General features: G+C 73.0%; 20 protein-coding genes and 1 pseudogene. 16 read left to right on the forward strand and 5 right to left on the reverse strand.

Annotated elements, in window-relative coordinates:
- Positions 1-18 precede the first annotated feature (18 nt).
- Together AC4IHM_RS27190 and AC4IHM_RS27195 are read right to left on the reverse strand one after the other, a co-directional pair.
- Positions 19-735 carry a L,D-transpeptidase family protein gene (locus tag AC4IHM_RS27190; RefSeq protein WP_490869614.1) on the reverse strand — a complete coding sequence of 239 codons (717 nt, stop codon included), beginning with the start codon at positions 733-735 and terminating at the stop codon, positions 19-21.
- A gap of 3 nt (positions 736-738) precedes the next feature.
- Positions 739-1326 carry a pyridoxamine 5'-phosphate oxidase family protein gene (locus tag AC4IHM_RS27195; protein ID WP_490869615.1) on the reverse strand — a complete coding sequence of 196 codons (588 nt, stop codon included), beginning with the start codon at positions 1324-1326 and terminating at the stop codon, positions 739-741.
- A 119-nt stretch (positions 1327-1445) separates the two neighbouring features.
- On the opposite strand from AC4IHM_RS27195, the gene argH reads away from it, so the two are divergent.
- From argH to AC4IHM_RS27215, 4 genes are all read left to right on the forward strand, one after another.
- A complete protein-coding gene (gene argH, locus AC4IHM_RS27200; protein WP_490869616.1) occupies positions 1446-2876 on the forward strand; it encodes an argininosuccinate lyase in 1431 nt (476 codons plus the stop codon).
- Between the two features lie 88 nt (positions 2877-2964).
- Positions 2965-3936: an aldo/keto reductase gene (locus AC4IHM_RS27205; protein ID WP_490869617.1), complete on the forward strand. Its 972-nt coding sequence runs from the start codon at positions 2965-2967 to the stop codon at positions 3934-3936.
- 93 nt (positions 3937-4029) lie between these two features.
- The gene (locus tag AC4IHM_RS27210) at positions 4030-4581 is read left to right on the forward strand and encodes a TetR/AcrR family transcriptional regulator (RefSeq protein WP_490869618.1); all 552 of its coding nucleotides are present in this window, start codon (positions 4030-4032) and stop codon (positions 4579-4581) included.
- A complete protein-coding gene (locus tag AC4IHM_RS27215; protein ID WP_490869619.1) occupies positions 4578-6110 on the forward strand; it encodes an MFS transporter in 1533 nt (510 codons plus the stop codon). Before AC4IHM_RS27210 ends, AC4IHM_RS27215 begins: the two co-directional genes overlap by 4 nt.
- A 64-nt stretch (positions 6111-6174) precedes the next feature.
- Here AC4IHM_RS27215 and AC4IHM_RS27220 read toward each other — a convergent pair.
- Positions 6175-6907 (reverse strand): annotated as a pseudogene (locus tag AC4IHM_RS27220) (lysophospholipid acyltransferase family protein).
- A 379-nt stretch (positions 6908-7286) separates the two neighbouring features.
- On the opposite strand from AC4IHM_RS27220, the gene AC4IHM_RS27225 reads away from it, so the two are divergent.
- The 3 genes from AC4IHM_RS27225 to AC4IHM_RS27235 all read left to right on the forward strand — a co-directional run bounded on the left by AC4IHM_RS27225 (position 7287) and on the right by AC4IHM_RS27235 (position 9589).
- Positions 7287-8465: a glycerophosphodiester phosphodiesterase gene (locus tag AC4IHM_RS27225; RefSeq protein WP_490869620.1), complete on the forward strand. Its 1179-nt coding sequence runs from the start codon at positions 7287-7289 to the stop codon at positions 8463-8465.
- A 74-nt stretch (positions 8466-8539) separates the two neighbouring features.
- Positions 8540-9034, forward strand: a complete 495-nt coding sequence (locus tag AC4IHM_RS27230; RefSeq protein WP_490869621.1) for an RNA polymerase sigma factor — start codon at positions 8540-8542, stop codon at positions 9032-9034.
- A 57-nt stretch (positions 9035-9091) separates the two neighbouring features.
- A complete protein-coding gene (locus AC4IHM_RS27235; RefSeq protein ID WP_490870954.1) occupies positions 9092-9589 on the forward strand; it encodes a GNAT family N-acetyltransferase in 498 nt (165 codons plus the stop codon).
- Positions 9590-9613: 24 nt separating this feature from the next.
- On the opposite strand, the gene AC4IHM_RS27240 is transcribed toward AC4IHM_RS27235, so the two are convergent.
- A complete protein-coding gene (locus AC4IHM_RS27240; RefSeq protein ID WP_490869622.1) occupies positions 9614-10030 on the reverse strand; it encodes a hypothetical protein in 417 nt (138 codons plus the stop codon).
- Between the two features lies 1 nt (position 10031).
- Positions 10032-10388: a hypothetical protein gene (locus AC4IHM_RS27245; RefSeq protein ID WP_490869623.1), complete on the reverse strand. Its 357-nt coding sequence runs from the start codon at positions 10386-10388 to the stop codon at positions 10032-10034.
- A gap of 86 nt (positions 10389-10474) precedes the next feature.
- Between AC4IHM_RS27245 and AC4IHM_RS27250 the strand changes: the two genes are divergently transcribed.
- From AC4IHM_RS27250 to AC4IHM_RS27290, 9 genes are all read left to right on the forward strand, one after another.
- Complete coding sequence (locus AC4IHM_RS27250; protein ID WP_490869624.1) at positions 10475-11125, forward strand: HAD family hydrolase; 651 nt, start codon at positions 10475-10477, stop codon at positions 11123-11125.
- Positions 11126-11547: 422 nt separating this feature from the next.
- Complete coding sequence (locus AC4IHM_RS27255; protein WP_490869625.1) at positions 11548-12585, forward strand: methionine ABC transporter ATP-binding protein; 1038 nt, start codon at positions 11548-11550, stop codon at positions 12583-12585.
- A complete protein-coding gene (locus tag AC4IHM_RS27260; protein ID WP_490869626.1) occupies positions 12582-13319 on the forward strand; it encodes a methionine ABC transporter permease in 738 nt (245 codons plus the stop codon). Before AC4IHM_RS27255 ends, AC4IHM_RS27260 begins: the two co-directional genes overlap by 4 nt.
- A 106-nt stretch (positions 13320-13425) precedes the next feature.
- The gene (locus AC4IHM_RS27265; RefSeq protein WP_490869627.1) at positions 13426-14253 is read left to right on the forward strand and encodes a MetQ/NlpA family ABC transporter substrate-binding protein; all 828 of its coding nucleotides are present in this window, start codon (positions 13426-13428) and stop codon (positions 14251-14253) included.
- A 145-nt stretch (positions 14254-14398) separates the two neighbouring features.
- Positions 14399-15037: a GNAT family N-acetyltransferase gene (locus AC4IHM_RS27270; protein WP_490869628.1), complete on the forward strand. Its 639-nt coding sequence runs from the start codon at positions 14399-14401 to the stop codon at positions 15035-15037.
- A gap of 119 nt (positions 15038-15156) precedes the next feature.
- Positions 15157-16377 (forward strand): precorrin-6y C5,15-methyltransferase (decarboxylating) subunit CbiE, encoded by a 1221-nt coding sequence (gene cbiE, locus AC4IHM_RS27275; protein WP_490869629.1) that lies wholly within the window; start codon positions 15157-15159, stop codon positions 16375-16377.
- A 346-nt stretch (positions 16378-16723) separates the two neighbouring features.
- Positions 16724-20632 (forward strand): nicotinate-nucleotide--dimethylbenzimidazole phosphoribosyltransferase, encoded by a 3909-nt coding sequence (gene cobT / locus AC4IHM_RS27280; RefSeq protein ID WP_490869630.1) that lies wholly within the window; start codon positions 16724-16726, stop codon positions 20630-20632.
- A 180-nt stretch (positions 20633-20812) separates the two neighbouring features.
- Positions 20813-22045 (forward strand): uroporphyrinogen-III C-methyltransferase, encoded by a 1233-nt coding sequence (gene cobA / locus AC4IHM_RS27285; RefSeq protein ID WP_490869631.1) that lies wholly within the window; start codon positions 20813-20815, stop codon positions 22043-22045.
- Position 22046: 1 nt separating this feature from the next.
- Complete coding sequence (locus tag AC4IHM_RS27290) at positions 22047-22865, forward strand: TrmH family RNA methyltransferase (protein ID WP_490869632.1); 819 nt, start codon at positions 22047-22049, stop codon at positions 22863-22865.
- Positions 22866-23029 lie beyond the last annotated feature (164 nt).

A 23029-nucleotide genomic window follows, 5' to 3' on the forward strand; every position in this document is an offset into this window, starting at 1 on the left:
CGGTACTCCTGCCCGCGTTCAGTAGCGGGTGACGGCCGTCGCCCCGTCCGCGGTGCCGATCGCGATGTGCGGCCGCTTCCGCGGCTCGGCCCAGCGCAGGATCCGGCGCATCGCCTCCGCCGGCACCGACACGCAACCGGCGGTCGCCCCGCTCCCGTTGACATGCAGGAAGATGCCCGCGCCGCGTCCGCGCACCGGACGCCGGTAGTTGAAGCCGACGACCAGGGCGTGCGCGTACTGCGCGGTGTAGGTGACCAGATGCTCGGCCTCGGCGGCGCGGCAGTCGGCGGGCAGTGGTTCGCTCCAGCGGTTGTAGGAGCGGGAGGCGTTGTCCTGGCACCACCAGGAGTCCTGGCGCACCGGGCGGTAGGGGTAGGCCGTGCCGTGCGGCGCCACCCGGATGCCGAAGGCGTACGGCAGGTCGTACAGGCCGGTCGGGGTGGTGCTGGTGCCCTGTTCGCGGGCCGCCCCGTCGGTCAGCCCGCCGGCGCCGAAGCGGGCGCGCGCGGAACCGGCCCTCACCCATCGGCCGCCGCTGCCGCGCCCGCGGTCCCACCAGGTGACGGTGCCTGTCGTCGAGCCGGTGTCCGGCGCGACCGCGGTGATCAGCTGGCTGCCGCCGCCGGTGTCCGCCATCCGGGCGGGCAGTGGCCGGGGCGGTGGCCCGCCGGCGGGCGCGGCACCGAGCGCGAGGAGGGACGCGGAGACGAGGACGGCGACGACACCGGGGCGCATGCCTCAGACGCCAGACGGGGGGAGCGGCAACGGCAGCCCGGGAAGGCCGTCCAGGCTCGTGGCCACGTGCTCCTTCTTGGTGAAGTACGCGCTCAGCGAGGCATCGTCCTCGCGGGCGAACCGCTTGCCGTGCACGTCCCGGTCGCTCTCGTACGTCATGAGCGGGACGGCGAATCCGCAGGCGTCGCGGATGAGTTCGGCGGCCACGACGATGATGGCGCGCAGCCCGTGGTCGTGGGCGTCGATGTCCGGGAAGCGGGTGAGCAGGTCCGGGAAGCGCGGGTCGTCGCGGAAGACCGGCTCGCCGCGGCCGTGCACCCGGACGATGGTCGGCGGGCCCTGGAAGGCGCACCACATCAGGGTGATCCGCCCGTTCTCCCGCAGATGGGCGATGGTCTCGGCGTTGGAGCCGGCGAAGTCGAGGTAGGCCACGGTGAGTTCGTCGAGCACCGCGAAGCTGCCGGTGAGACCCTTGGGGGACAGGTTGACCGTGCCGTCGCCGGCCAGCGGAGCGGTGGCGGTGAAGAACAGGGGCTGTGCCTCGATGAAGGCGCGGAGTCTGCCGTCGATGCGCTCATAAGTCTTTCCCATGTCCAACGATTATGGGGCGCGCTCCCGCGTCTGTCCGGAGAAGATCCGGCGAGATTGACGAGTCATGCATTACTCTGCATACTCATGCATAGCAACGTCCCTGATGAGGAGCGAGTCAAGTGAGCAGCAACAGCGGTGACGTCCGGCTCTGGGGCGGCCGTTTCGCCGACGGTCCCGCCGAGGCCCTGGCGAAGCTGTCCGCGTCCGTCCACTTCGACTGGCGCCTCGCGCCCTACGACATCGCCGGATCGCGCGCCCACGCGCGCGTGCTGCACGCGGCGGGGCTGCTCACCGAGGACGAGCTGGCCCGGATGATCGCCGGCCTCGACCGGCTGGAGGCGGATGTCGCCGACGGCTCCTTCACCGGCACCATCGCCGACGAGGACGTCCACACCGCCCTGGAGCGCGGCCTGCTGGAACGGCTCGGCCCCGACCTCGGCGGCAAGCTGCGCGCCGGCCGCTCCCGCAACGACCAGGTGGCCACCCTCTTCCGGATGTACCTGCGCGACCACGCCCGCACCGTCGGCGCCCTGGTCGCCGACCTCCAGGACGCGCTGATCGGCCTCGCCGAGGCCCACCCCGGCGTGGCGATGCCCGGCCGCACCCACCTCCAGCACGCCCAGCCGGTGCTCTTCGCCCACCATGTCCTCGCCCATGTCCAGGCCCTGTCCCGGGACGCGGAGCGGCTGCGCCAGTGGGACGAGCGCACGGCCGTCTCGCCGTACGGCTCGGGAGCGCTCGCGGGCAGCAGCCTCGGCCTGGACCCGGAGGCGGTCGCCCGCGACCTCGGGTTCGAGCACGGCAGCGCGGCCAACTCCATCGACGGCACGGCCTCCCGCGACTTCGTCGCCGAGTTCGCCTTCATCACCGCGATGATCGGCGTCAACGTCTCCCGGATCGCCGAGGAGATCATCATCTGGAACACGAAGGAGTTCTCCTTCGTGACCCTGCACGACGCCTTCTCCACCGGCTCCTCGATCATGCCGCAGAAGAAGAACCCCGACATCGCCGAGCTGGCCCGCGGCAAGTCCGGCCGCCTCATCGGCAACCTCACCGGGCTGATGGCCACTCTCAAGGCCCTCCCGCTCGCCTACAACCGCGACCTCCAGGAGGACAAGGAGCCGGTCTTCGACTCCATCGACCAGCTGGAGATCCTGCTCCCCGCCTTCACCGGCATGATGGCCACCCTCACCGTGCACCGCGAGCGGATGGAGGAGCTGGCCCCGGCCGGGTTCTCCCTCGCCACCGACATCGCCGAGTGGCTGGTCAGGCAGGGCGTGCCGTTCCGTGTCGCGCACGAGGTGGCCGGTGAGTGCGTGAAGGTGGCCGAGGCCGACGGCAAGGAGCTGGACGAGCTGACCGACGAGCAGTTCGCGAAGATCTCCGCCCACCTCACCCCCGAGGTGCGCACCGTCCTCAACGTCCCCGGCGCCCTCGCCTCCCGCGACGGCCGGGGCGGTACGGCGCCCGCCGCGGTCGCCGTCCAGCTCGCCGAGGTGAAGGCGGACGTGGCGGCCCAGCACGAGTGGGCGGCCGGGAAGCGGGGCTGACCCGGATCCGGGTCCCGGGGCGAGCCGCGGGGCCTCGCGGGTTACGTTGGTCGCGAGCCCCACCGGAGCCGACCGAACGGAGCCCGCGATGCCCTTCGCCCGACTGGCCACAGCAACGACCCCGACCTGCCACCTCGGCCTCGGTCTCGCCGCCGTCGGGCGCCCCGGCTACATCAACCTCGGCCGGGACAGGGACCTCGGGGAGGACCGCGGCGTCGAGGCGCTGCGCACCCGCACCCACGACCTCCTCGACGCGGCCTACGCGCAGGGTGTCCGGTACTTCGACGTGGCCCGCTCCTACGGGCGCTCCGAGGAGTTCCTCGCCGAGTGGCTCCGGGACCGCCCGGACGCCGACGACGTGGTGGTCGGCAGCAAGTGGGGCTACACCTACACGGCCGGCTGGTCGACCGACGCCGAGCAGCACGAGGTCAAGGACCACGGCCCGGCCACGTACGAACGCCAGCGCGCCGAGACCGACGCCCTGCTCGGCGACCGCCTGGACCTCTACCAGATCCACTCGCTCACCCCCGACAGTCCGGCCCTCACCGACAAGGAGCTGCACGCGAAGCTGGCCGAGTCGGCCGCGCGCGGCAGGAGTGTCGGCTTCTCCACCAGCGGCCCCGCCCAGGCCGACGCCATTCGCGCCGCGCTCGCCGTGACCGTCGACGGCGAGCCCCTCTTCCGTACCGTGCAGTCGACGTACAACGCGCTGGAGACCTCGGCAGGACCGGCGCTGGCCGAGGCGCACGAGGCCGGGCTCACCGTGATCGTCAAGGAGGGCATGGCCAACGGCCGCCTCGCCGAGCCCCACGCGCCCGCCGTGCTGAAGGCCGTCGCGCGGGAGACCGCCCTGGGCTGCGACGCGGTCGCCCTCGCGCTGGTGCTGCGGCAGCCCTGGGCCGGTGTCGTCCTCTCGGGCGCCGTGACCGTGAACCAGCTCGGCTCCAACCTGCACGCCGCCGCCGTCGACCTCGACGACGAGCAGGTGGCCCGCCTCGGTGGCCTCGCCGAGGACCCGGCCGCCTACTGGGAGCGGCGCGGGCAGCTTCCCTGGCACTGAGTCCCTCCCCCGTAATCCGTGACCCGCCCCGAGAGGTGAGTCACACATGTCCGGGGTGAGACATTGGTGTCTCATGTGGGTTATGGTCGTCTCATGGCTGTAGATCGCGACCACGTACTGCGCAGTGCCGCCGCCCTGCTCACCCGCAGAGCCACGGCGACCATGGACGAGGTCGCCAGGGCCGCCGGACTGAGCCGGGCCACGCTGCACAGGCACTTCGCCGGGCGCGACGCCCTGGTCCGGGCGCTGGAGTCCCTCGGCATCGCCGAGTGCGAGGCCGCCCTGGACGCGGCCCGCCTCGACGACGGGCCGGCGGCCGACGCGGTGCGCCGGCTGGTCCGCGAGATCGAGCCCGCCGCCGGTCTGCTCGCCTTCCTCTACACCGAGAACCAGCTGTTCGAGGGCGAGGCGCAGAACGAGGGCTGGGCCCGCCTCGACGCCCGGGTGGCCGCGCTCTTCCGCCGTGGCCAGGACAGCGGAGAGTTCCGCATCGACCTCACCCCGGCCTGGCTCACCGAGGCGCTCTACGGCCTGCTGGCCTCCGGCGCCTGGGCGGTGGCCGAGGGCCGCGTGGCCCGCAACGACCTGACCCACATGATCGTCGAGCTGCTGCTCGGCGGTGCGCTCCGGAGAGACGAACCATGACCTCTGCCCTGCGGCCGGCCCGCCCCGTCGAGGAGGTGAGGCGCCCCGGCCGCTGGCTCGCGCTGTCCGTCCTCGTGCTCGCCGTGCTGCTGGTGGCCGTCGACGCGACCGTGCTCGGTCTCGCGACCCCCTACATCAGTGAGGATCTCGCCCCCTCCGGCACCCAGTTGCTCTGGATCGGCGACATCTACTCCTTCGTCATCGCCGGTCTGCTCGTCTCCATGGGCAGCCTCGGCGACCGCATCGGCCGCAAGCGGATCCTGCTCCTCGGCGCCACCGCGTTCGGCGCGATCTCCGTCCTCAACGCCTACGCGCACACGCCCGAGTTGATGATCGTGGCTCGGGCGCTCCTCGGCGTCGCGGGCGCCACCCTGATGCCCGCCACCCTCGCCCTGATCCGCAACCTCTTCCACGACCCGCGCGAACGCAGCCTGGCCGTCGGCATCTGGGGCGCCGCTGCCTCGGCCGGCGCGGCGGTCGGCCCGGTCGTCGGCGGGTTCCTGCTGGAGCACTTCTGGTGGGGCTCGGTCTTCCTGATCAACCTGCCCGTGATGGCCGTCCTGGTCCTCGTCGGCGTCAAGCTGCTGCCCGAGTCCCGCAATCCCGCCCCGGGCCCCTGGGACCTGCGCAGCGTCACCCTCTCCCTGGTCGGCATGGTCGGCGTCGTGTACGCCGTCAAGGAGGCCGCCGCACACGGATTCGCGTGGTCCGCGCTCGGCGCCGGTCTGCTGGGCGCCGCCGCGCTCTGCGCGTTCGTCCGCCGCCAACTGGCGATGCCGGTCCCGCTGCTCGACATGCGGCTGTTCCGCAACCGCGGTTTCAGCGGCGCGGTCCTGGCCGACCTGCTGACCATCCTGGGCCTGTCCGGGCTGGTGTTCTTCCTCTCCCAGTACCTGCAACTCGTCCAGGGCCGGGGGCCCTTCGAAGCGGGCCTGGCCGAACTGCCCGCCGCCGTCGGCGCGGTGGCGGCCGGACTGGTCGCCGGCCGGGTGGCCCGGCGCTTCTCGGTGCGTGCCGTGGTCTCGGGCGGACTCGCCGCCGTCGGTCTCGCGCTCGGCGCGCTGACCGTCCTCGGCCAGAACACCGGCTATCCGCTGCTCGGCGCGGCCCTGCTGGTGGTCGGCGTCGGCGCCGGGTTCGCGTTCACCGTCACCGCCGACGTGATCCTCTCCAGCGTGCCCGGGGAGCAGGCGGGCGCCGCCTCCGCGGTCTCCGAGACGGCGTACGAACTGGGCGCCGCCCTCGGCATCGCCGTACTCGGCTCCATCGTGACCGGCGTCTACCGCGACTTCAGCGGGCCCGCGGGCACCCCCGCCGCGGCCCACGAGTCACTGGGCGGCGCGGTGGAGGCCGCCGCCGGCCTGCCCGCCCGGACGGCGGGGGCCCTGCTGGACGCCGCCCGGCAGGCCTTCGTCGACGGCCTGACCCTCGCGGCGGGCGTCGGCGCCGGCTTCCTCCTGGCCGCCGCCGCGGCGTCCTGGTTCCTGCTGCGGGGCCGGCGCCTGGAGGACGGGGTCGAGCATCCGTGACGAGGCGTCCGCCGTCCGTGCGTTCCGCGGCCCCGCGCCGCCCCGACCCCGAGGAGCCCCGCTCTCAGGCCGCCTTGGCCTTGCTCGCGTACATGTCCACGTACTCCTGGCCGGACAGCCGCATGACCTCGGTCATCACGGAGTCGGTCACGGCCCGCAGGACATAGCGGTCGCGGTCCATGCCCTCGTAGCGGGAGAACTCCATCGCCTCGCCGAAGCGGACGGTGACCTTGCCCGGCCGGGGCAGACCCGTGCCGCCCGGCTGGAGCTTGTCGGTGCCGATCACGGCGAACGGGACGACGGGGGCGCCGGTCATCAGGGTGAGGCGCGCGATGCCGGTACGGCCCCGGTAGAGGCGGCCGTCGGGGGAGCGGGTGCCCTCCGGGTAGATGCCGAAGACCTTGCCCTCCTCCAGCACGCGGCGGCCGGTCATCAGCGCCGCGACCCCGCCCCGGCCGCCGTCCCGGTCGACCGGGATCATGCCGACGCCGGTGAAGAACCAGGCCATCAGCCGGCCCTTGAAGCCCTTGCCGGTGACGTACTCGTCCTTGCCGATGAAGAAGACCTGCCGGTCGCAGTTCAGGGGCATGATCACCGAGTCGATGAAGGTCAGGTGGTTGCCGGCCAGGATCACCGGACCGTCGCCGGGGATGTTCTCCACGCCCTCCACCCGTGGGCGGAACATCAGGCGCATGATCGGGCCGAGCACTGCCTTGATGAACGCGAAGCGGGACAACGGGTCCTCCGGTGTCGGGGATGCGGTATGAGTCTGTGCAGGTGAGGACATTACTCGCGATCCAGGGGGTTGCGCACGTCGGGTCACCTGGGTCTTACGCACTGTTGACGCGTGTTCACCTGTGGTGCGGGGGTGTTGCACGGCCGTAACGGCCACGGGAACGCGAGGCAGGTCACGCGCGCGGGAGCCGGCGCCGCCCCGGCGACCGCGGCCACTGACCGGGTACCCCGCCCCGCCCCCGCCAAGCCGACGCCACGTCAGACATCCGGCTCCCTGGTCCCCGTCGGCCCCTTCATACCTGCCCACCGATTTCCCCCCTTCCCGACAACACGCGCACGCGACATTCCCACGCACCCGCGTGTTCCGGTCGCGGTCTCCCGTTCGTCATGTACGCGCCCCTACGATCGGCCCGCACTGACGGTCAACGGCAGGAGGGCACCATGGGAACGCAGGAGTCGGACGAGCGGACGGGCGGCGCAACCGGACGGCGGGCGCTTCTCGGTGCGGCGGTGCTCGGCGCGGGTGGGGCCGTGCTCGGCCTGTCCGGCACGGCGAGAGCCGCCGACGCCCGGCACGGCGGCGGACACGGCGGCGGCGTCAAGAGCCTGCCCGTGCCGACCGTCATCGGCCACCGCGGCGCCAGCGGCTACCGCCCCGAGCACACCTTCGGCTCCTACGAGCTGGCCCTCGACATGGGCGCCGACATCGTCGAGGCCGGCGATCTGGTCCCGACCCGGGACGGCCACCTCGTCTGCCGGCACGAGCCGGAGATCGGCGGCACCACCGACGTCGCCGACCACCCCGAGTTCGCCGACCGCAAGCGCACCAAGCTCCTCGACGGCGTCTCCACCACCGGCTGGTTCACCGAGGACTTCACGCTCGCCGAGCTGAAGACGCTCAGGGCGACCGAACGCATCCCGGCCAACCGGCCGCACAACACCCTCTACGACGGCCGCTGGGAGATCCCCACCTTCGAGGAGGTGCTGCGCTGGCAGAACGAGCAGACCCGCAGGCGCGGCAGGCAGGTCTGGATCTACCCCGAACTCAAGCACCCCGCCCACTTCCGCAAGCTGGGCCTCGGCACCGAGGAGCGCCTCGCGCGGCTGCTGCGCAAGTACGGCAAGGACAAGAAGGACTCGCCCGTCATCATCCAGTCCTTCGAGCCCACCAGTGTCCGGCGGATGAGCGGGCTCGTCGGCAACCCCCTCGCCGTCCTGCTGTCCGACGCCGACACCCGCCCCTGGGACTTCGTCGAGGCCGGCGACCCGCGCACCACGGCCGACCTCATCACACCGAAGGGCCTGAAGGAGATCGCCTCCTACGCGCAGGGCATCGGCCCGACCCTGGACCTGATCATCCCCCGGGACCCGGCCGGCCGGCTCACCGAGCCGACGACACTCGTCCGCGACGCGCACCGCGCGGGCCTGATCCTGCACCCCTACACCATGCGCAACGAGAACCCCTTCCTGCCCGCGGACTTCGCCAAGGGCAGCGGCCCCGACGCCTACGGCGACGCCTTCGGCGCGTTCAGGACGTACTTCGCCACCGGCATCGACGGCGTCTTCACCGACAACCCGGACACGGGCGTGCTGGCCCGCGAGGACTTCGTCAACAACTGAGCGACCGCCCCCGGTTGGGGTGACCTTCGGCCGTCCGGGCAACCAGCCGTCCGGGCGGCCGCGTCGCCCCGCATGTGACGCACGACCTGCTCGACTCCCTGCGCCCCCTGCTCAGCGCCGAAGCGTCGGCCGAGGCACATGCGTCCGGAGTCGAACCCGGCGACCTCGAACAGGCGGTCTGGCTGCGCCTCCTGGAGCGCCTGGAGACCGACGGCCCGCCTGCCGACCCGCACCGCTGGCTGCGCGGCGCGGTCCGCTCCGAGGCCCGCCGCACCCGCCGTACGCGGCGCGACGAACGGCCGTACGAGGGCGAACCCGCCGGAGCCGCCGAGCACGAACCCGAGCAGCTCGCGCTCACCGCGGCACGGCACCGCGCCCTGCGCGACGCGGTGCGCCGGCTGCCCGGCCGCTGCCCCCGGCTGCTGGAGGCCCTGCTGTCGCCGAGGGACCTCACATACCGGGAAATCGCCGGGGAGTTGGGTATCTCACAGGGCAGTCTTGGCCCGGAACGTTCCCGATGTCTGGGATGTCTGCGCCGATTGCTGACGCCGGAGGTTGCGGCCCGCTGAGGACGGGGATAGGAGTGGGGGACCATAGCTGATCAGGTGAGCGGGAGGCATGCGCACATGGGCATGAGCGTGACCATCTCGGCGGCGACCGAGCAGGACGCCGAACAGATCTTCCGGCTGCAGTACCTCTGCTTCCAGAGCGAGGCGGCCCTGTACGGCAACTACCGCATCGACCCGCTCGTCCAGCCCCTCGACTCCGTGCGCGAGGAGGTCGTCGCCGACTGCGTCTACGTGGCACGGCTCGGCGAGGAGGTCGTCGGCTCGGTGCGCGGGCGGGTGACCGAGGACGGCGCCGCCTCCATCGGCAAGCTGTGCGTCCATCCCCGGCTCCAGGGGCACGGCATCGGCGCCCGGCTGCTGCGGGCCGCCGAGTCGGCCCTCGCGGACCAGCGGGGCGCCAAGCGCTTCCGGCTCCACACCGGGCACCGCAGCGAGAGCAATCTGCGGCTGTACCGGCGGGTCGGCTACGAGACGGTCGGGACCGCGCAGGGCGCGGACGGCGTACCCATGATCGTCCTGGAGAAGCCGGCCGGGGACTACGCGGCCACGGCCTGAGCGCACGCCGGGCCGCGCGGGCCGCTACGCGGTGCGCGCCCGGCGCAGCCAGTACAGGGCCGAAAGCGGCAGCAGCACCGGAATGAAGAGATAGCCCATTCCGTAGTCCGACCACACGGTCGCGTCGGGGAAGGCGGACGGCTCCACCAGCGTCCAGGTGCCGACCGTCAGGACGCCCACCAGCTCGGCGGCGCAGCACACCAGCGCCGCCCTGCGGGCCGTCTCGCCACCGCGCACCAGGGTGTAGGTGATGAAGCCGTAGACGACGCCGGCGACGGCCGACAGCGTGTAGGGGAGCGGCGCCCGGTCGAACTCGGTCGCGATCTGGTACGCGGACCGCGACACGGCGCCGACGACCATCACGCCGTACAGCCACACCAGCAGGATCCCCGGCCCGCCGATCAGCCGCTTGCGGGCCGGCTTCTCCTGCGCGACCACCATCTCAGCCTCCCCAGATGTCATAGAGCCGCACCTCCAGGACGGCGAGGACGATCCCGCCTGCGGCCACCGTCACCGAGCCCCAGCGGGTGCGCTCGGCCAGCGACATGAACCCCGCCGCCGGCACACACGCGAAGGCGCCCAGCAGATACGCCACGAAAATGACCGTGCCCTGCTCCGGCTTCTCGCCCCGCGCCAGCTGCACGACCCCGACCACCAGTTGGACCAGCGCCAGCACCGAGACCACCGCCATGGCGATGAAGTGCCAGTCCTTCGTCGGCTGGTCACGGTACGCGGCCCAGCCGCACCAGGCGGCGAGCAGCAGCGCGGCGACGCCGGTCACCAGCGTCAGGAACGTCAAGCATGGCAGCGACCCTATTACGCCCCAAAAGCCTCGCCGCCCCCGGCCCCGACCGGCGGGGCCGGGGGCGCCGTAGGGTCGAGGGCATGAGGATCCACGCACAAGCCCTGCTGTTCGACAACGACGGAACCCTCGTCTCCTCCCTCGACTCCGTGCGCCGCTGCTGGACGCGGTGGGCCGGTGAGTACGGGATCACGGCCGAGGAGTTCGCCCGGGTCGAGCTGCACGGGCGGCCGGCCGCGGAGATAGCCGCCGACCTGCTGCCCGCGGACGTGGTGCCCCGGGCCGTCGCACGGATCGAGCAGTTGGAGGTCGAGGACGTACCGGCCGGGGGCGTGCACCTGCTGCCCGGCACCTGGGAGTTCCTCGAACCGCTGCCCGCCGGCCGCTGGGCCGTCGTCACCTCCGCGACCCGGCGGCTGGCCGAGGCCCGGCTCGGCGCCGTCGGCATCCTCCCCAAGACCCTCGTCGCCGCCGACGACATCACGCGCGGCAAGCCCGACCCCGAGCCCTACCTGCTGGGCGCCCGCGCCCTGGGCGTCGACCCGGCCGCCTGCGTCGTCTTCGAGGACGCCCCCGCCGGACTCCAGTCGGGCCGCGCCGCCGGCATGACCACCGTGGCGTTGGCCACAACCCACCGGGCCGACGAACTCGACGCCGATCTGGTGGTCACCGACCTGTCGGCCCTGTCCGCACGGGCCACCGACGGGGGGATCGAGATCTCCGTCCGGGGCTGACCGGAGGGCCCTCGCGCACGGCAGCCGTCCACCACCGTCCAGCATATGGACAGCCGTCTCCGGTCAGGACCGTACTTCTGCTTTACTGACCGCATGAGCACGACGAGCGAACGCACCCTTGCGACCGAGGCGACGACGACGCCCGGTGCTCGTTGTATGTGTCGAATGTGCGCCTCCTAGAGGGCCCCTGCACCACCTGAGCCTCGCGCCCCGAAGCGAGCGCCCGCTCAGTCCGCCGACGCGTCGCACGCCCGGCGGAGTCACGCCCCGCGCACACGATTCTCCCCGGTTCCCACCGCCGCCGCGCATCGCCACCGCGAGAACCGTGCCGCGTTCCAAAGGACCACAGGACCCCGAAGAACAACGCCCCCGTGCCCGGCGCACACCACCGCGCCGCGCACTCGACAGTGACGGAAACCCACGTGATCACCACATCGGGCCTCACGAAGGTCTATCGCTCACGCGGCCGCGAGGTCACCGCCCTGGACGGCGTCGACCTGCATGTCCGCGAGGGCGAGGTGTACGGCGTCATCGGCCAGTCCGGCGCCGGGAAGTCCTCGCTCATCCGCTGCGTCAACCTCCTGGAGCGTCCCACCTCCGGCACGGTCACCGTCGCCGGCCAGGACCTCACCGCGCTGGCCGGCCGCGGCCCCCGCGCCGGCCGGGAGCTGCGGCGGGCACGCAGCCGCATCGGCATGGTCTTCCAGCACTTCAACCTGCTCTCCACCCGCACTGTGCAGGACAACGTCGAACTCCCGCTGGAGATCCTCGGCAGGTCCGGCAAGGAGCGCTCCCGCAAGGCCCTCGAACTGCTCGACCTCGTCGGTCTCTCCGACAAGGCCAAGGCCTACCCCGCCCAGCTCTCCGGCGGCCAGAAGCAGCGCGTCGGCATCGCCCGCGCCCTGGCCGGCGACCCCAAGGTCCTGCTCTCCGACGAGGCCACCAGCGCCCTCGACCCGGAGACCACCCGCTCCATCCTCCATCTGCTGCGCGACCTGAACCGGCAGCTCGGGCTCACCGTCCTGCTCATCACCCACGAGATGGACGTCGTCAAGACCGTCTGCGACTCGGCCGCCCTCATGGACCAGGGCCGCATCGTCGAGTCCGGCACCGTCGGCGAGCTGCTGGCCACCCCGGGATCCGAGCTGGCCGCAGCGCTCTTCCCGGTCGGCGGTGACGCGTCGGCGGACGACCGCACCGTCATCGACATCACCTTCCAGGGCGAGGCCGCCACCCGGCCCGTCATCTCCCGGCTGTCGCGCACCTACAACATCGACATCTCGATCCTGGGCGCCGCCATCGACACCGTCGGCGGCCTCCAGGTCGGCCGGATGCGCATCGAACTGCCGGGCCGCTACGAGGACAACGTCGTGCCCGTCGGCTTCCTGCGCGAACAGGGCCTGCACATCGACGTGGTGAACGAGGACCGGTCCCCGCTGGTCAAGGAAGGTGCCAAGTGACCTGGTCCGAGATGCGGCCACTCCTGGAGCAGGCCTCCTGGGAAACCCTGATCATGGTCGGCTGGTCCACCGTGATCGCCGTGGTGGCCGGACTACCGCTCGGTGTGCTCCTCGTCCTGTCCGACTGGGGCGGCCTGCTGCAGAACGTCCTGGTCAACAAGGTCGTCGGCCAGGTCGTGAACATAGGCCGCTCGATGCCGTTCATCATCCTCATGGTCGCGCTGATGAGCTTCACCCGCTGGGTCACCGGTACCACCATCGGCAGCGAGGCCGCCATCGTGCCCCTTGCCATCGGCGGCATCCCCTTCTTCGCGCGGCTGGTCGAGACCGCCGTGCGCGAGGTCGACGCGGGGCTCGTCGAGGCCGTCCAGTCCATGGGCGGCAGCACCTGGACCATCGTCCGCAAGGTCCTGGTCCCCGAGGCGCTCCCGTCCCTGATCGCCTCCACCACGACCACGGTCATCGCCCTCATCGGCTACTCGGCCATGGCGGGCACCGTCGGCGGCGGCGGACTCGGCGACCTCGCCGTGCGCTACGGCTACCAGCGCTTCGAGACCGGCCTGATGTGGATCACCGTCGCGCTCCTCGCCGTCGCCATCTCGATCATCCAGTTCGCCGGCGACTACGCGGCCCGCACCCTGCACCGCCGCGGCGGACGCGGGGGCGCCGCGCCCCGGCTCCGGCTGCTCAGGGCCAAGGAGCCCGCCGCGGCCGGCATCAGCAAGGTCGCGTAGGACCCGCCCAGGCGCGTAGGACCCGCCCAGGACTGCCCGCACCCTCCAGGACTCCCCGCACCACCCGAAGCGGGGTCGCACCACCTCATCAGGAAAGGCACTTTTCGTGCGTAACACCGCCAAGATCACCACTGCCGTCCTCGCCGCCGGAGCCCTCACCCTCGGACTCTCCGCCTGCGGCTCGGACAAGGACTCCGCCTCCGACACCTCCGGCCCGCTGATCGTCGCCGCGAGCCCCACCCCGCACGCCGAGATCCTGAACTACGTCAGGGACAACCTGGCGAAGGACGCGGACCTCGACCTCCAGGTCAAGGAGTTCACCGACTACGTCACGCCGAACACGGCGACGGAGGACGGCTCCGTGGGCGCCAACTACTTCCAGACCCAGCCGTACCTCGACGACTTCAACAAGAAGAACGGCACCCACATAGTGTCCGTCGTCGACGTGCACCTGGAGCCGCTGGGCCTCTACTCCCACAAGGTGAAGAAGTCCGACGACCTGAAGAGCGGTGCGACCGTCGCCGTCCCCAACGACACCGTCAACGAGGGCCGCGCCCTGCAACTGCTCGCGGCCAACGGGATCATCACCCTCAAGGACGGCGTCGGCACCACGGCGACCCCCTCGGACATCACCGAGAACCCGAAGAACCTCAAGTTCAAGGAGCTGGAGGCGGCCCAGACCCCGCGCTCCCTCGACGACGTGGACGCGGCCGTCGTCAACGGCAACTACGCCCTTGAGGCCGACCTGAAGCCGGCTCAGGACGCCCTCGTCCTGGAGAGCGCCGAGAACAACCCGAACAGCAACCTTCTCGCCGTCAAGGAGGGCCAGGAGGACGACCCGCGCGTGAAGAAGCTCGCCAAGCTCCTCAACTCGCCCGAGGTGAAGAAGTTCATCGAGGACAAGTACGACGGCGCCGTCCTGCCCTCGTTCTGAGTCTCCGCAGAGGCCAACTCCGCGTCACCCACCGGGTCCGCTCCGTGCTTACGGGGCGGACCCGGTTGTGTGGTTGAGTGCTTTCATGCTGCATGCTGGGCAGTTCGAGCAGGCCCTGACGGTTACCCAGGTTACGGAGCGGCGCATGACGAGCACCTTCCCCAACATCTCCATCAGCACGGAGCGGTTGGTGCTGCGCCCCCTCGACGAGGACGACGTGCCCGCGCTGGCCGCGATGATGAACGACGAGCAGATCGCCGCCTGGACCCATGTCCCGCAGCCCTTCACCGAGGAGAACGCCGGTACCTGGATCGGCGAGTACGCCCCCGCCGAGCGCACCTCCGGCCACGGCATCGACCTCGCCGTCACCGAGTTCCTCACCCAGCGGCTGGTCGGCGTCATCCAGCTGACCAAGACCAACTGGCACGTACGGTCCACCGAACTCTCGTACATCATCGCCCCCTGGGCCCGGGGAGAGGGATACGCCTGCGAGGCCGCGCTCGCCACCGCCCAATGGCTCTTCGGCGACCAGAAGTTCGAACGCGTCGAGCTGCGCACCGCGGCCGACAACACCGCCTCCCAGCAGGTCGCCCAGAAGATCGGCTGTATCAGCGAGGGCGTCCTGCGCAACGCCTGTATAGCGCGCGTGCGCACCGAGGACGGCGTCTGGACGGACGTACGCACCGACTTCATCGTGTGGAGCCTGCTGCCGGAGGACCTGGAGGGCGCGGCCGGTCAACTGACCGACAACGGCGGTTTCACCACCTTCACCGACTGGAACTGACATCCGGGGGCCGATGACGCCGGCGCCCCGCGCCGAGGCCCGCACCGGGTAGCCTCACAGGACGCGCCCGCGCACGCTTCCGCGACCACGACCTGCGAAAACCCTGGAGACTTACGACGATGGCCGACCGGGTCACGGTGATCGGCTGGGACGGCTCGCCGCTGACCGCGGCGGCGCGCTCCGCGCTGGGCGCCGCCACACTGGTGGCAGGCGCCCCCCACCACCTGGCACTTCCCGAGGTACCGTCCACCGCCGAACGCATCCGGCTCGGCAGCGTCGCCCTCGTCGCCCGCCGCATCGCCGCCCACCGCGGCACGACGGTCGTCCTGGCCGACGGCGACCCCGGCTTCTTCGGGGTCGTACGCACCCTGCGGGACCCCGAGTTCGGCCTGGAGGTGGAGGTCGTCCCCGCGGTCTCCTCCGTGGCCGCCGCCTTCGCCCGCGCCGGCATGCCCTGGGACGACGCCGACGTGGTCGTCGCCCACCCCCGCACCCTGCGCCGCGCGGTGAACGTGTGCCGGGCCCGTACCAAGGTCGCGGTACTCACCTCACCAGGGGCCGGCCCCGCCGAACTGGGCCTGCTGATGGAGGGCGTGCACCGCACCTTCGTCATCTGCGAGGAACTGGGCACCGCACGCGAACGGGTCACCGTCGTCACCTCCGACAAGGCCGCCGACCACACCTGGCGCGACCCGAACGTCGTCATCGTGGCCGGCGGGAGCGTCGGCCACGGCACCGTGCCCGACGGCGCCGGCTGGATCGCCGGCCGCGACCCCGCCACCGGACCGCGCGGCTGGGCGCTGCCCGCCGAGGCGTACGGCGGTGAGCTGGGCGAGGGCGAGACCGGCCTGCTCCGCACCGCCCAACTCGCCCGTCTCGGACCGCGCCTCGGCGACCTCGTGTGGGACATCGGCTGCGGCAGCGGCGCCCTGGCCACCGAGGCCGCCCGCGCCGGCGCCGCCGTCATCGCGGTCGACCGCGACCCGGACGCCTGCGCCCGCACCGAGGCCACCGCACGGCAGTTCGGCGTCCAGCTCCAGACCGTGCGCGGCACCGCCCCGCACATCCTGGAGGACCTGCCGGAACCGGACGTCGTCCGCGTCGGCGGCGGGGGAGCGGAGGTGGTCTCCGCGGTCGCCGACCGACGGCCCGAGCGCATCGTCGCGCACGCCGCGACCCGCGACGGGGCCGAACTCGTCGGCAGGAACCTGACGGAGCACGGCTACCGGGTCGAGTGCGCCCTTCTGCAGTCCGTGGGACTCGACACCCGCGCCTGGACGGAGACGGAGCGGAGCGTGGCGTTCCTGCTCAGCGGGGTACTTCCCGAGCGCGCCCCGTGATCGGGTTGTCATATCGCGCGAGGTAAGCTGGCGGATTGTTGTACCGCACTCGGACAACCGGCGGTTCGTCGGTCAATGTCCATAAAAACCCGCCCGATATGGGACGGGTGTGGTACGGCAGTACCGGGGGGCGCGCAACGTGGCGCAGTCCACAGCGGGCCGTCGCGGATCGAGCTGTCGTGACGGGGGAACGACCGCGACAATGCCACTCAATGGCTTTGTCGTCTTTTCCCGCGGGTCGTTCGTGCCGCTGGGCACGCACGCTCGTTCTTCACTACGGGCGGTCGGTGCGCCGTCCCGGGTGAGCTGGTCGTAGAAGCACTAACCGATGGGCGAGGGGTTACGCATGACCGACACCGGCCAGATCCCGGGCGAGGGGCTGCCGGAGAACGCAGGCATGGTGGAGCAGCCGGGAGTCCCCGCACCCGGCGCGTACACCTACCTCTCCGAGACCACAGCCGAGGACGAGGACCTGTTGTTGCTGCCGGGAGCCCAGAGTGCCTGGGGCAACGAGGTCGCGCCGCCCGCGCCCGAGCCGGTCGTGGAGACCGTGCATCAGCCGGGTCCGCACGAGATGTCGGGCCGCGACAGCGGTTCGGTCGACCTCGGCGGCGTCCGGCTGCCCGACCCCGCGCCGGAGCCCGTGGCGGCCCCGGTCGCGCCGCGCAGGCCCCTGCACCTCGGTCCGCCCATCCCCGACACCTCCGCGAGCCCGGTCCGCTCCCTCGCCGACCGCGGCCCCGCCGACGTACCGGTGCGCCAGGTCGGCCCGCCGACCACCGGTCCGGAGTACCTCGACGTCCCGCAGACCGCCGCGGCGCCGCCGCAGGGCGCGACGCCCCGGGTGGTTCAGGCAGCACCGCACGCCCCGCAGGCCGAGTCGGGCGCCGGGGCGGGGCATGCGGAAACGGTTGTTCCGGTTCCGGCGGAGAGCCCCGAACCCGTGGGCGCCGCCCAGGCCCTTGTGACCCGCGTGGCGACGGAGGCCGTGGCGGCGACGGGCGGGGTGGCCGAGGAACCGGGCGAGGCCGGGATTCCGGCCGCGGACGCCGTCGCCGAGGACGCGACGGGCGGCGCCGACGCCGTACCGAATGCCGGGCCCGTCCCGGGTCCCGGGACACCGGCCGCCGTCGAGCCGGGGCAGGACGAGGTCCGGGACGAGGCGCAGGACGCCCAGCAGGCGCCCGCCCCGGAGGCCGGCGCGGAGCAGGCCGCGGAGCCCGAGTCTGTCGTCGGTTCCTTGCCCGCTCCGGCCGTCGGCACCGCTCCCGCGGCGGAGGCCGGCGCCGAGCAGGCCGCCGGTACCGTGTCCGCGCCGGAGGCCGGCGAGGAACAGGTCGCCGTGCCTCACTCGGCCCTCGGCACCGAGCCCGACGCGGCGCAGGCCGCCGTGTCCGGCGCGGTCGTCGGTGCCGCGACCGCCGGGGAAGCCACGGCGAACTCCGGGGCGGTGACCCCGGAGCCCGCGGCCGAGCCGGTACCGCCGGCCGACGAAGTCCCGGCGCAGCCCGGCCCGGAGGGACAGCAAGCACCGGAAGCACCGGAAGAACTCCGGGCGACCGGAGCCGCCGGGGCGCCCACGCCCGAGCCCGTCCAGGCGACGGACCCGGCCGAGGCCCCCGCGCCGCAGGACGCCCCGGTACCGGACGTGCCCGCGATCGGCCAGGCACCCGAGGCGGCGGCTCCCGCTGCCCCGGAGGCGGTCGGCCCCGACGCGGCGACCCCCGAGGCCGCCGGCCCCGAGTCGTTCCCCGAGGCACCGGCAGCCGCCGGGCAGCCCGTACCGGTACCGGACGAGCCCGCACCGTCCCAGCCGTTGGCGCACCCTCGGCCGGACGCCCACTCCGCCCCGCGGGCCGTGGCATCGCAGCCGGACGCCCACTCCGCCGCGGGGGCGACCGCACCCGAGCCGGATGCCGAGCCCGCCGCGCAGACCGCCGTACCGCGGCCGGCGGCACAGGCCCCGCAGACGGCCGCACCCCAGTGGGACGCCGAGCCCGCCCCGCCGGCCCCCGCCCTCCAGCCGGCCGCGCACGCCGACCCGCAGGGTGTCGCTCCGCGGCCGGCCGCCGAAGTCCAGCCCGTCGCCGGACACGCCGCGTTCCCGGACGCCCCGCAGCCCGCCCAGGGCCCGCAGTCCCTCATGGACACCGACGTACCGCAGGAAGTGGCCGTGGCCGACCACCTGCCCGAGCCCGTGCAGACCGACCCGGCCGCCGCCGGCCCCCAACTCCCGTCCGTGGGCAGCTTCGTACCGGTCGACGGCGCTCAGGTGCCCACCGCCCCGCACCTCGCCCCGACACCGCCCGAGTCCGTCCTCCTCCCGCCGGAGGCCGCCGGCACGGCGGTCCCCGCCCCGCGCGGCGCCGACCCCGAACTCGCCCAGAACGCCGACGACCTGGACACCCGCGCCGCCGACCAGGACGACCACACGGCCGGCGGGACCCACGCCGCCCATCAGGAAGACCCGCACGACACGGGCACGGGCACGGCCGCGGTCGCACAGGCACCGCGGCCCACCGGCCCGGCGGCCCCCGCCTACGACGAAGCCGAACGCGAGGCCGTCCTGAAGGTCATGCGCGAACGCCGTGACATCCGCAACGGCTTCCGCAGCGACCCCATCCCGCACGAGGTGCTGCTCCGGGTCCTGGAGGCCGCGCACACCGCGCCCTCCGTCGGCCACTCGCAGCCCTGGGACTTCGTCGTCATCCGCTCCGCCGACACCCGCCGCGCCATGCACGAACTGGCGATGCGTCAGCGCGACGCGTACGCGAAGTCGCTCCCCAAGGGCCGGGCCAAGCAGTTCAAGGAACTGAAGATCGAGGCCATTCTCGACACCCCGGTCAACATCGTCGTCACCGCCGACCCGACCCGCGGCGGACGGCACACCCTGGGCCGGCACACCCAGCCCCAGATGGCGCCGTACTCCTCCGCGCTCGCCGTCGAGAACCTCTGGCTCGCCGCCCGCGCCGAGGGCCTCGGCGTCGGCTGGGTCAGCTTCTTCGACGAGCGCGAGATGGTCCGCGCCCTCGGCCTGCCCGAACACCTGGACGTCGTCGCCTACCTGTGCGTCGGATACGTCGACGAGTTCCCGGACGAGCCCGAGCTGATGCAGGCCGGCTGGTCCAAGCGCCGCCCGCTGTCCTGGGTCGTGCACGAGGAGACGTACGGCCGTCGCGCCCTGCCCGGCGAGGCGCCGCACGACCTGCTGGCCGAGACCGTCGCGCAGATCCGCCCGCTGGACGCCAAGGCGCTCGGCGAGGCATGGGAGCGGCAGAAGCGCATGACCAAGCCGGCCGGCGCGCTCGGCATGCTGGAGATCATCTCCGCCCAGCTGTCCGGACTCTCCCGGCAGTGCCCGCCGCCCATCCCGGAGCCCGCCGCCGTCGCGGTCTTCGCCGGCGACCACGGTGTGCACGCCCAGGGCGTCACCCCCTGGCCGCAGGAGGTCACCGCCCAGATGGTGGCCAACTTCCTCGGCGGGGGCGCCGTCTGCAACGCCTTCGCCACCCAGGTCGGCGCCGAGGTCTGCGTCGTGGACGTCGGGGTCGCCACCGACCTGCCCGCCACGCCCGGCCTGCTGCCCCGCAAGGTCCGCGCGGGCACCTCCGACATGACCACCGGCCCCGCGATGACCCGCGAGGAGGCCAAGCAGGCCATCGAGGTCGGCATCGAGACCGCCCGCGACCTGGTGGCGGCGGGCAACAAGGCGCTGCTCACCGGCGAGATGGGCATCGCGAACACCACCGCGTCCGCCGCGCTCATCTCCGTGTTCACCGGCGCCGACCCGGCCGAGGTCACCGGCAGGGGCACCGGCATCAACGACGAGACCCTGGTCCGCAAGACCGAGGTCGTGCGCCGTGCCATCGAGGTGCACCAGCCCGACCCGGCCGACCCGATCGGCGTCCTCGCCGCGGTCGGCGGCTTCGAGCACGCGGCCATGGTCGGCCTGCTGCTCGGCGGCGCCTCCCTGCGCACGCCGGTGATCCTGGACGGCGTCAGCGCCGGCGCCGCCGCCCTGGTGGCACGGGCCATCGCCCCCGAGGTCCTCGCGGCCTGCATCGCCGGCCACCGCAGCGCCGAGCCCGGCCACGTCGCCGCGCTCAACAAGCTGGGCCTGCGCCCGCTGGTCGACCTCGACCTCCGGCTCGGCGAGGGCACCGGCGCGCTGCTCGCGCTGCCGATGGTGCAGAGCACCGCGCGCGCGATGCACGAGGTGGCGACGTTCGACTCGGCCGGCGTCACCGAGAAGTAGCCCCGGCGGCGGGGCGGGAGCGACACCGCGTCGCTCCTGCCCCGCCGTACGCCGTACCGACCTCGTGCCGCCTGGGCCCATCTCCTAGAATCCGCACGTAATCCCCGCGTATCCGCATGTCAGGGCCGCTCCAGAACCGCAGCGCCCCCCGCACCGCCAGGACCAGGAGAGCCCACCCTCATGGCCGAACATCCCGCCTACCCCGTAGGCCTGCGTCTCGCCGGCCGGCGCGTGGTCGTCCTCGGCGGCGGTCAGGTCGCCCAGCGCCGTCTGCCCGCCCTCATCGCGGCCGGCGCGGACATCCGCCTCGTCTCCCCCGAGGCGACGCCCTCGGTCGAGGCCATGGCGGACGCGGGGGAGATCGCCTGGGAGAAGCGCCCCTATGCGGAGGGCGACCTCGCGCAGGCCTGGTACGCCCTGATCGCCACCAGCGACTCCGGGGCCAACACCGCGGCCTCCGCCGAGGCCGAGCGGCACCGCGTGTGGTGCGTGCGCTCCGACGACGCCGACCGGGCCACGGCCTGGACCCCCGCGACCGGCCACAGCGAGGGCGTCACCGTCGCCGTGCTCACCACCGAGGCGCGCGGCCGCGACCCCCGCCACACCGCCGCCATCCGCGACGCGGTCGTGGAGGGGCTGCGCGACGGGACCCTCGTCGCCCCGCACCACCGCACCCGCAGCAGCGGAGTCGCCCTGGTCGGCGGCGGCCCCGGCGACCCGGACCTGATCACCGTCCGAGGCCGCCGCCTGCTCGCCGAGGCCGATGTCGTCATCGCCGACCGGCTCGGCCCGCGCGACCTGCTCGCCGAACTGCCGCCGCACGTCGAGGTCATCGACGCGGCGAAGATCCCGTACGGCCGTTTCATGGCCCAGGAGGCCATCAACAACGCGCTGATCGAACACGCCAGGCAGGGCAAGTCGGTCGTACGGCTGAAGGGCGGCGACCCGTTCGTCTTCGGCCGGGGCATGGAGGAGGCGCGGGCGCTGGCCGAGGCGGGCATCCCGTGCACCGTCGTGCCCGGCATCTCCAGCGCCGTCTCGGTCCCGGGCGCGGCCGGCATCCCGGTCACCCATCGGGGCGTCGCCCATGAGTTCACCGTGGTCAGCGGGCATGTCGCCCCCGACGACGAACGCTCCCTTGTCGACTGGCCGTCCCTTGCCCGGCTCACCGGCACGCTGGTGGTCCTGATGGGCGTCGACAAGATCGGCCGGATCGCCGAGACCCTCGTCGCGCACGGCAGGTCCCCCGACACCCCGGTCGCCCTGGTCCAGGAGGGCACGACGGCCGCCCAGCGCCGGGTGGACGCCACCCTCGCCACGGTCGCCGAGGCGGTCGTCGCGCAGGAGGTCAGGCCGCCGGCCGTCATCGTCATCGGCGAGGTCGTCGCCGTCGGCCCGCACGGGACGGTGTGACATGGGCGACCTCATCACCGTCGAGAACCCGGACGACCCGCGCCTGCACGACTACACCGGCCTGACCGACGTCGAGCTGCGCCGCAGACGCGAACCCGCCGAAGGCCTGTTCATCGCCGAGGGCGAGAAGGTCATCCGACGGGCCGGCGAGGCGGGCTACGGGATGCGCTCGATGCTGCTGTCCGCCAAGTGGGTCGACACCATGCGCGACATCATCGACGAGGCCCCCGCCCCGGTGTACGTCGTCGACCCGGCGCTCGCCGAACGCGTCACCGGCTACCACGTGCACCGCGGCGCGCTGGCCTCGATGCGGCGCAAGCCGCTGCCCACGGCGGCCGAGCCGCTGCGGACCGCCCGCCGCGTCGTCGTCATGGAGTCGGTCAACGACCACACCAACATGGGTGCGATCTTCCGTTCCGCCGCGGCCCTCGGCATGGACGCGGTCCTGCTCTCCCCGGACTGCGCGGACCCCCTGTACCGGCGCAGCGTGAAGGTTTCCATGGGCGCGGTCTTCTCCGTGCCCTACGCCCGCCTCGACACCTGGCCGGCCGGACTGGAGACGGTGCGCGAAGCGGGCTTCTCCCTCCTCGCCCTCACCCCCGACGAACGCGCCAAGCCCCTGGACGAGGTCGCCCCGCACCGCATGGACCGGGTGGCCCTGATGCTGGGCGCCGAGGGCGACGGCCTGTCCCGGCGCGCCCTCGCGGCATCCGACGAGTGGGTCCGCATCCCCATGTCCCACGGCGTCGACTCCCTGAACGTCGGCGCGGCGGCAGCGGTCACCTTCTACGCGACAACGGCGGGCCGCCCCACGACATAGCCCTCCCCGGGCCGGCCCTCGAACACCTGGCCCGTCCGTACGGTTTGGCGGCGCACGGTCCGACATCCGTGGCCGGGCCCGTCGTCCGGCCGGGGCTCGCACGGGTGCCTGAGAGCGCCCGGCTTGCCCCTACGGTCTGGCGGCTCCCGGTCCGGCTTCCCCAG

This window comes from Streptomyces sp. SL06, assembly GCF_058244745.1.

Coding starts and splice junctions, on each gene's coding strand:
- AC4IHM_RS27195 (WP_490869615.1), bottom strand. CDS start 1,326: ATGGGAAAGACTTATGAGCGCATCGACGGCAGACTCCGCGCCTTCATC.
- AC4IHM_RS27250 (WP_490869624.1), top strand. CDS start 10,475: ATGAGGATCCACGCACAAGCCCTGCTGTTCGACAACGACGGAACCCTC.
- AC4IHM_RS27290 (WP_490869632.1), top strand. CDS start 22,047: ATGGGCGACCTCATCACCGTCGAGAACCCGGACGACCCGCGCCTGCAC.
- cobT (WP_490869630.1), top strand. CDS start 16,724: ATGACCGACACCGGCCAGATCCCGGGCGAGGGGCTGCCGGAGAACGCA.
- AC4IHM_RS27210 (WP_490869618.1), top strand. CDS start 4,030: ATGGCTGTAGATCGCGACCACGTACTGCGCAGTGCCGCCGCCCTGCTC.
- AC4IHM_RS27270 (WP_490869628.1), top strand. CDS start 14,399: ATGACGAGCACCTTCCCCAACATCTCCATCAGCACGGAGCGGTTGGTG.
- AC4IHM_RS27215 (WP_490869619.1), top strand. CDS start 4,578: ATGACCTCTGCCCTGCGGCCGGCCCGCCCCGTCGAGGAGGTGAGGCGC.
- cbiE (WP_490869629.1), top strand. CDS start 15,157: ATGGCCGACCGGGTCACGGTGATCGGCTGGGACGGCTCGCCGCTGACC.
- AC4IHM_RS27190 (WP_490869614.1), bottom strand. CDS start 735: ATGCGCCCCGGTGTCGTCGCCGTCCTCGTCTCCGCGTCCCTCCTCGCG.
- cobA (WP_490869631.1), top strand. CDS start 20,813: ATGGCCGAACATCCCGCCTACCCCGTAGGCCTGCGTCTCGCCGGCCGG.
- AC4IHM_RS27235 (WP_490870954.1), top strand. CDS start 9,092: ATGGGCATGAGCGTGACCATCTCGGCGGCGACCGAGCAGGACGCCGAA.
- AC4IHM_RS27205 (WP_490869617.1), top strand. CDS start 2,965: ATGCCCTTCGCCCGACTGGCCACAGCAACGACCCCGACCTGCCACCTC.
- AC4IHM_RS27225 (WP_490869620.1), top strand. CDS start 7,287: ATGGGAACGCAGGAGTCGGACGAGCGGACGGGCGGCGCAACCGGACGG.
- AC4IHM_RS27240 (WP_490869622.1), bottom strand. CDS start 10,030: ATGGTGGTCGCGCAGGAGAAGCCGGCCCGCAAGCGGCTGATCGGCGGG.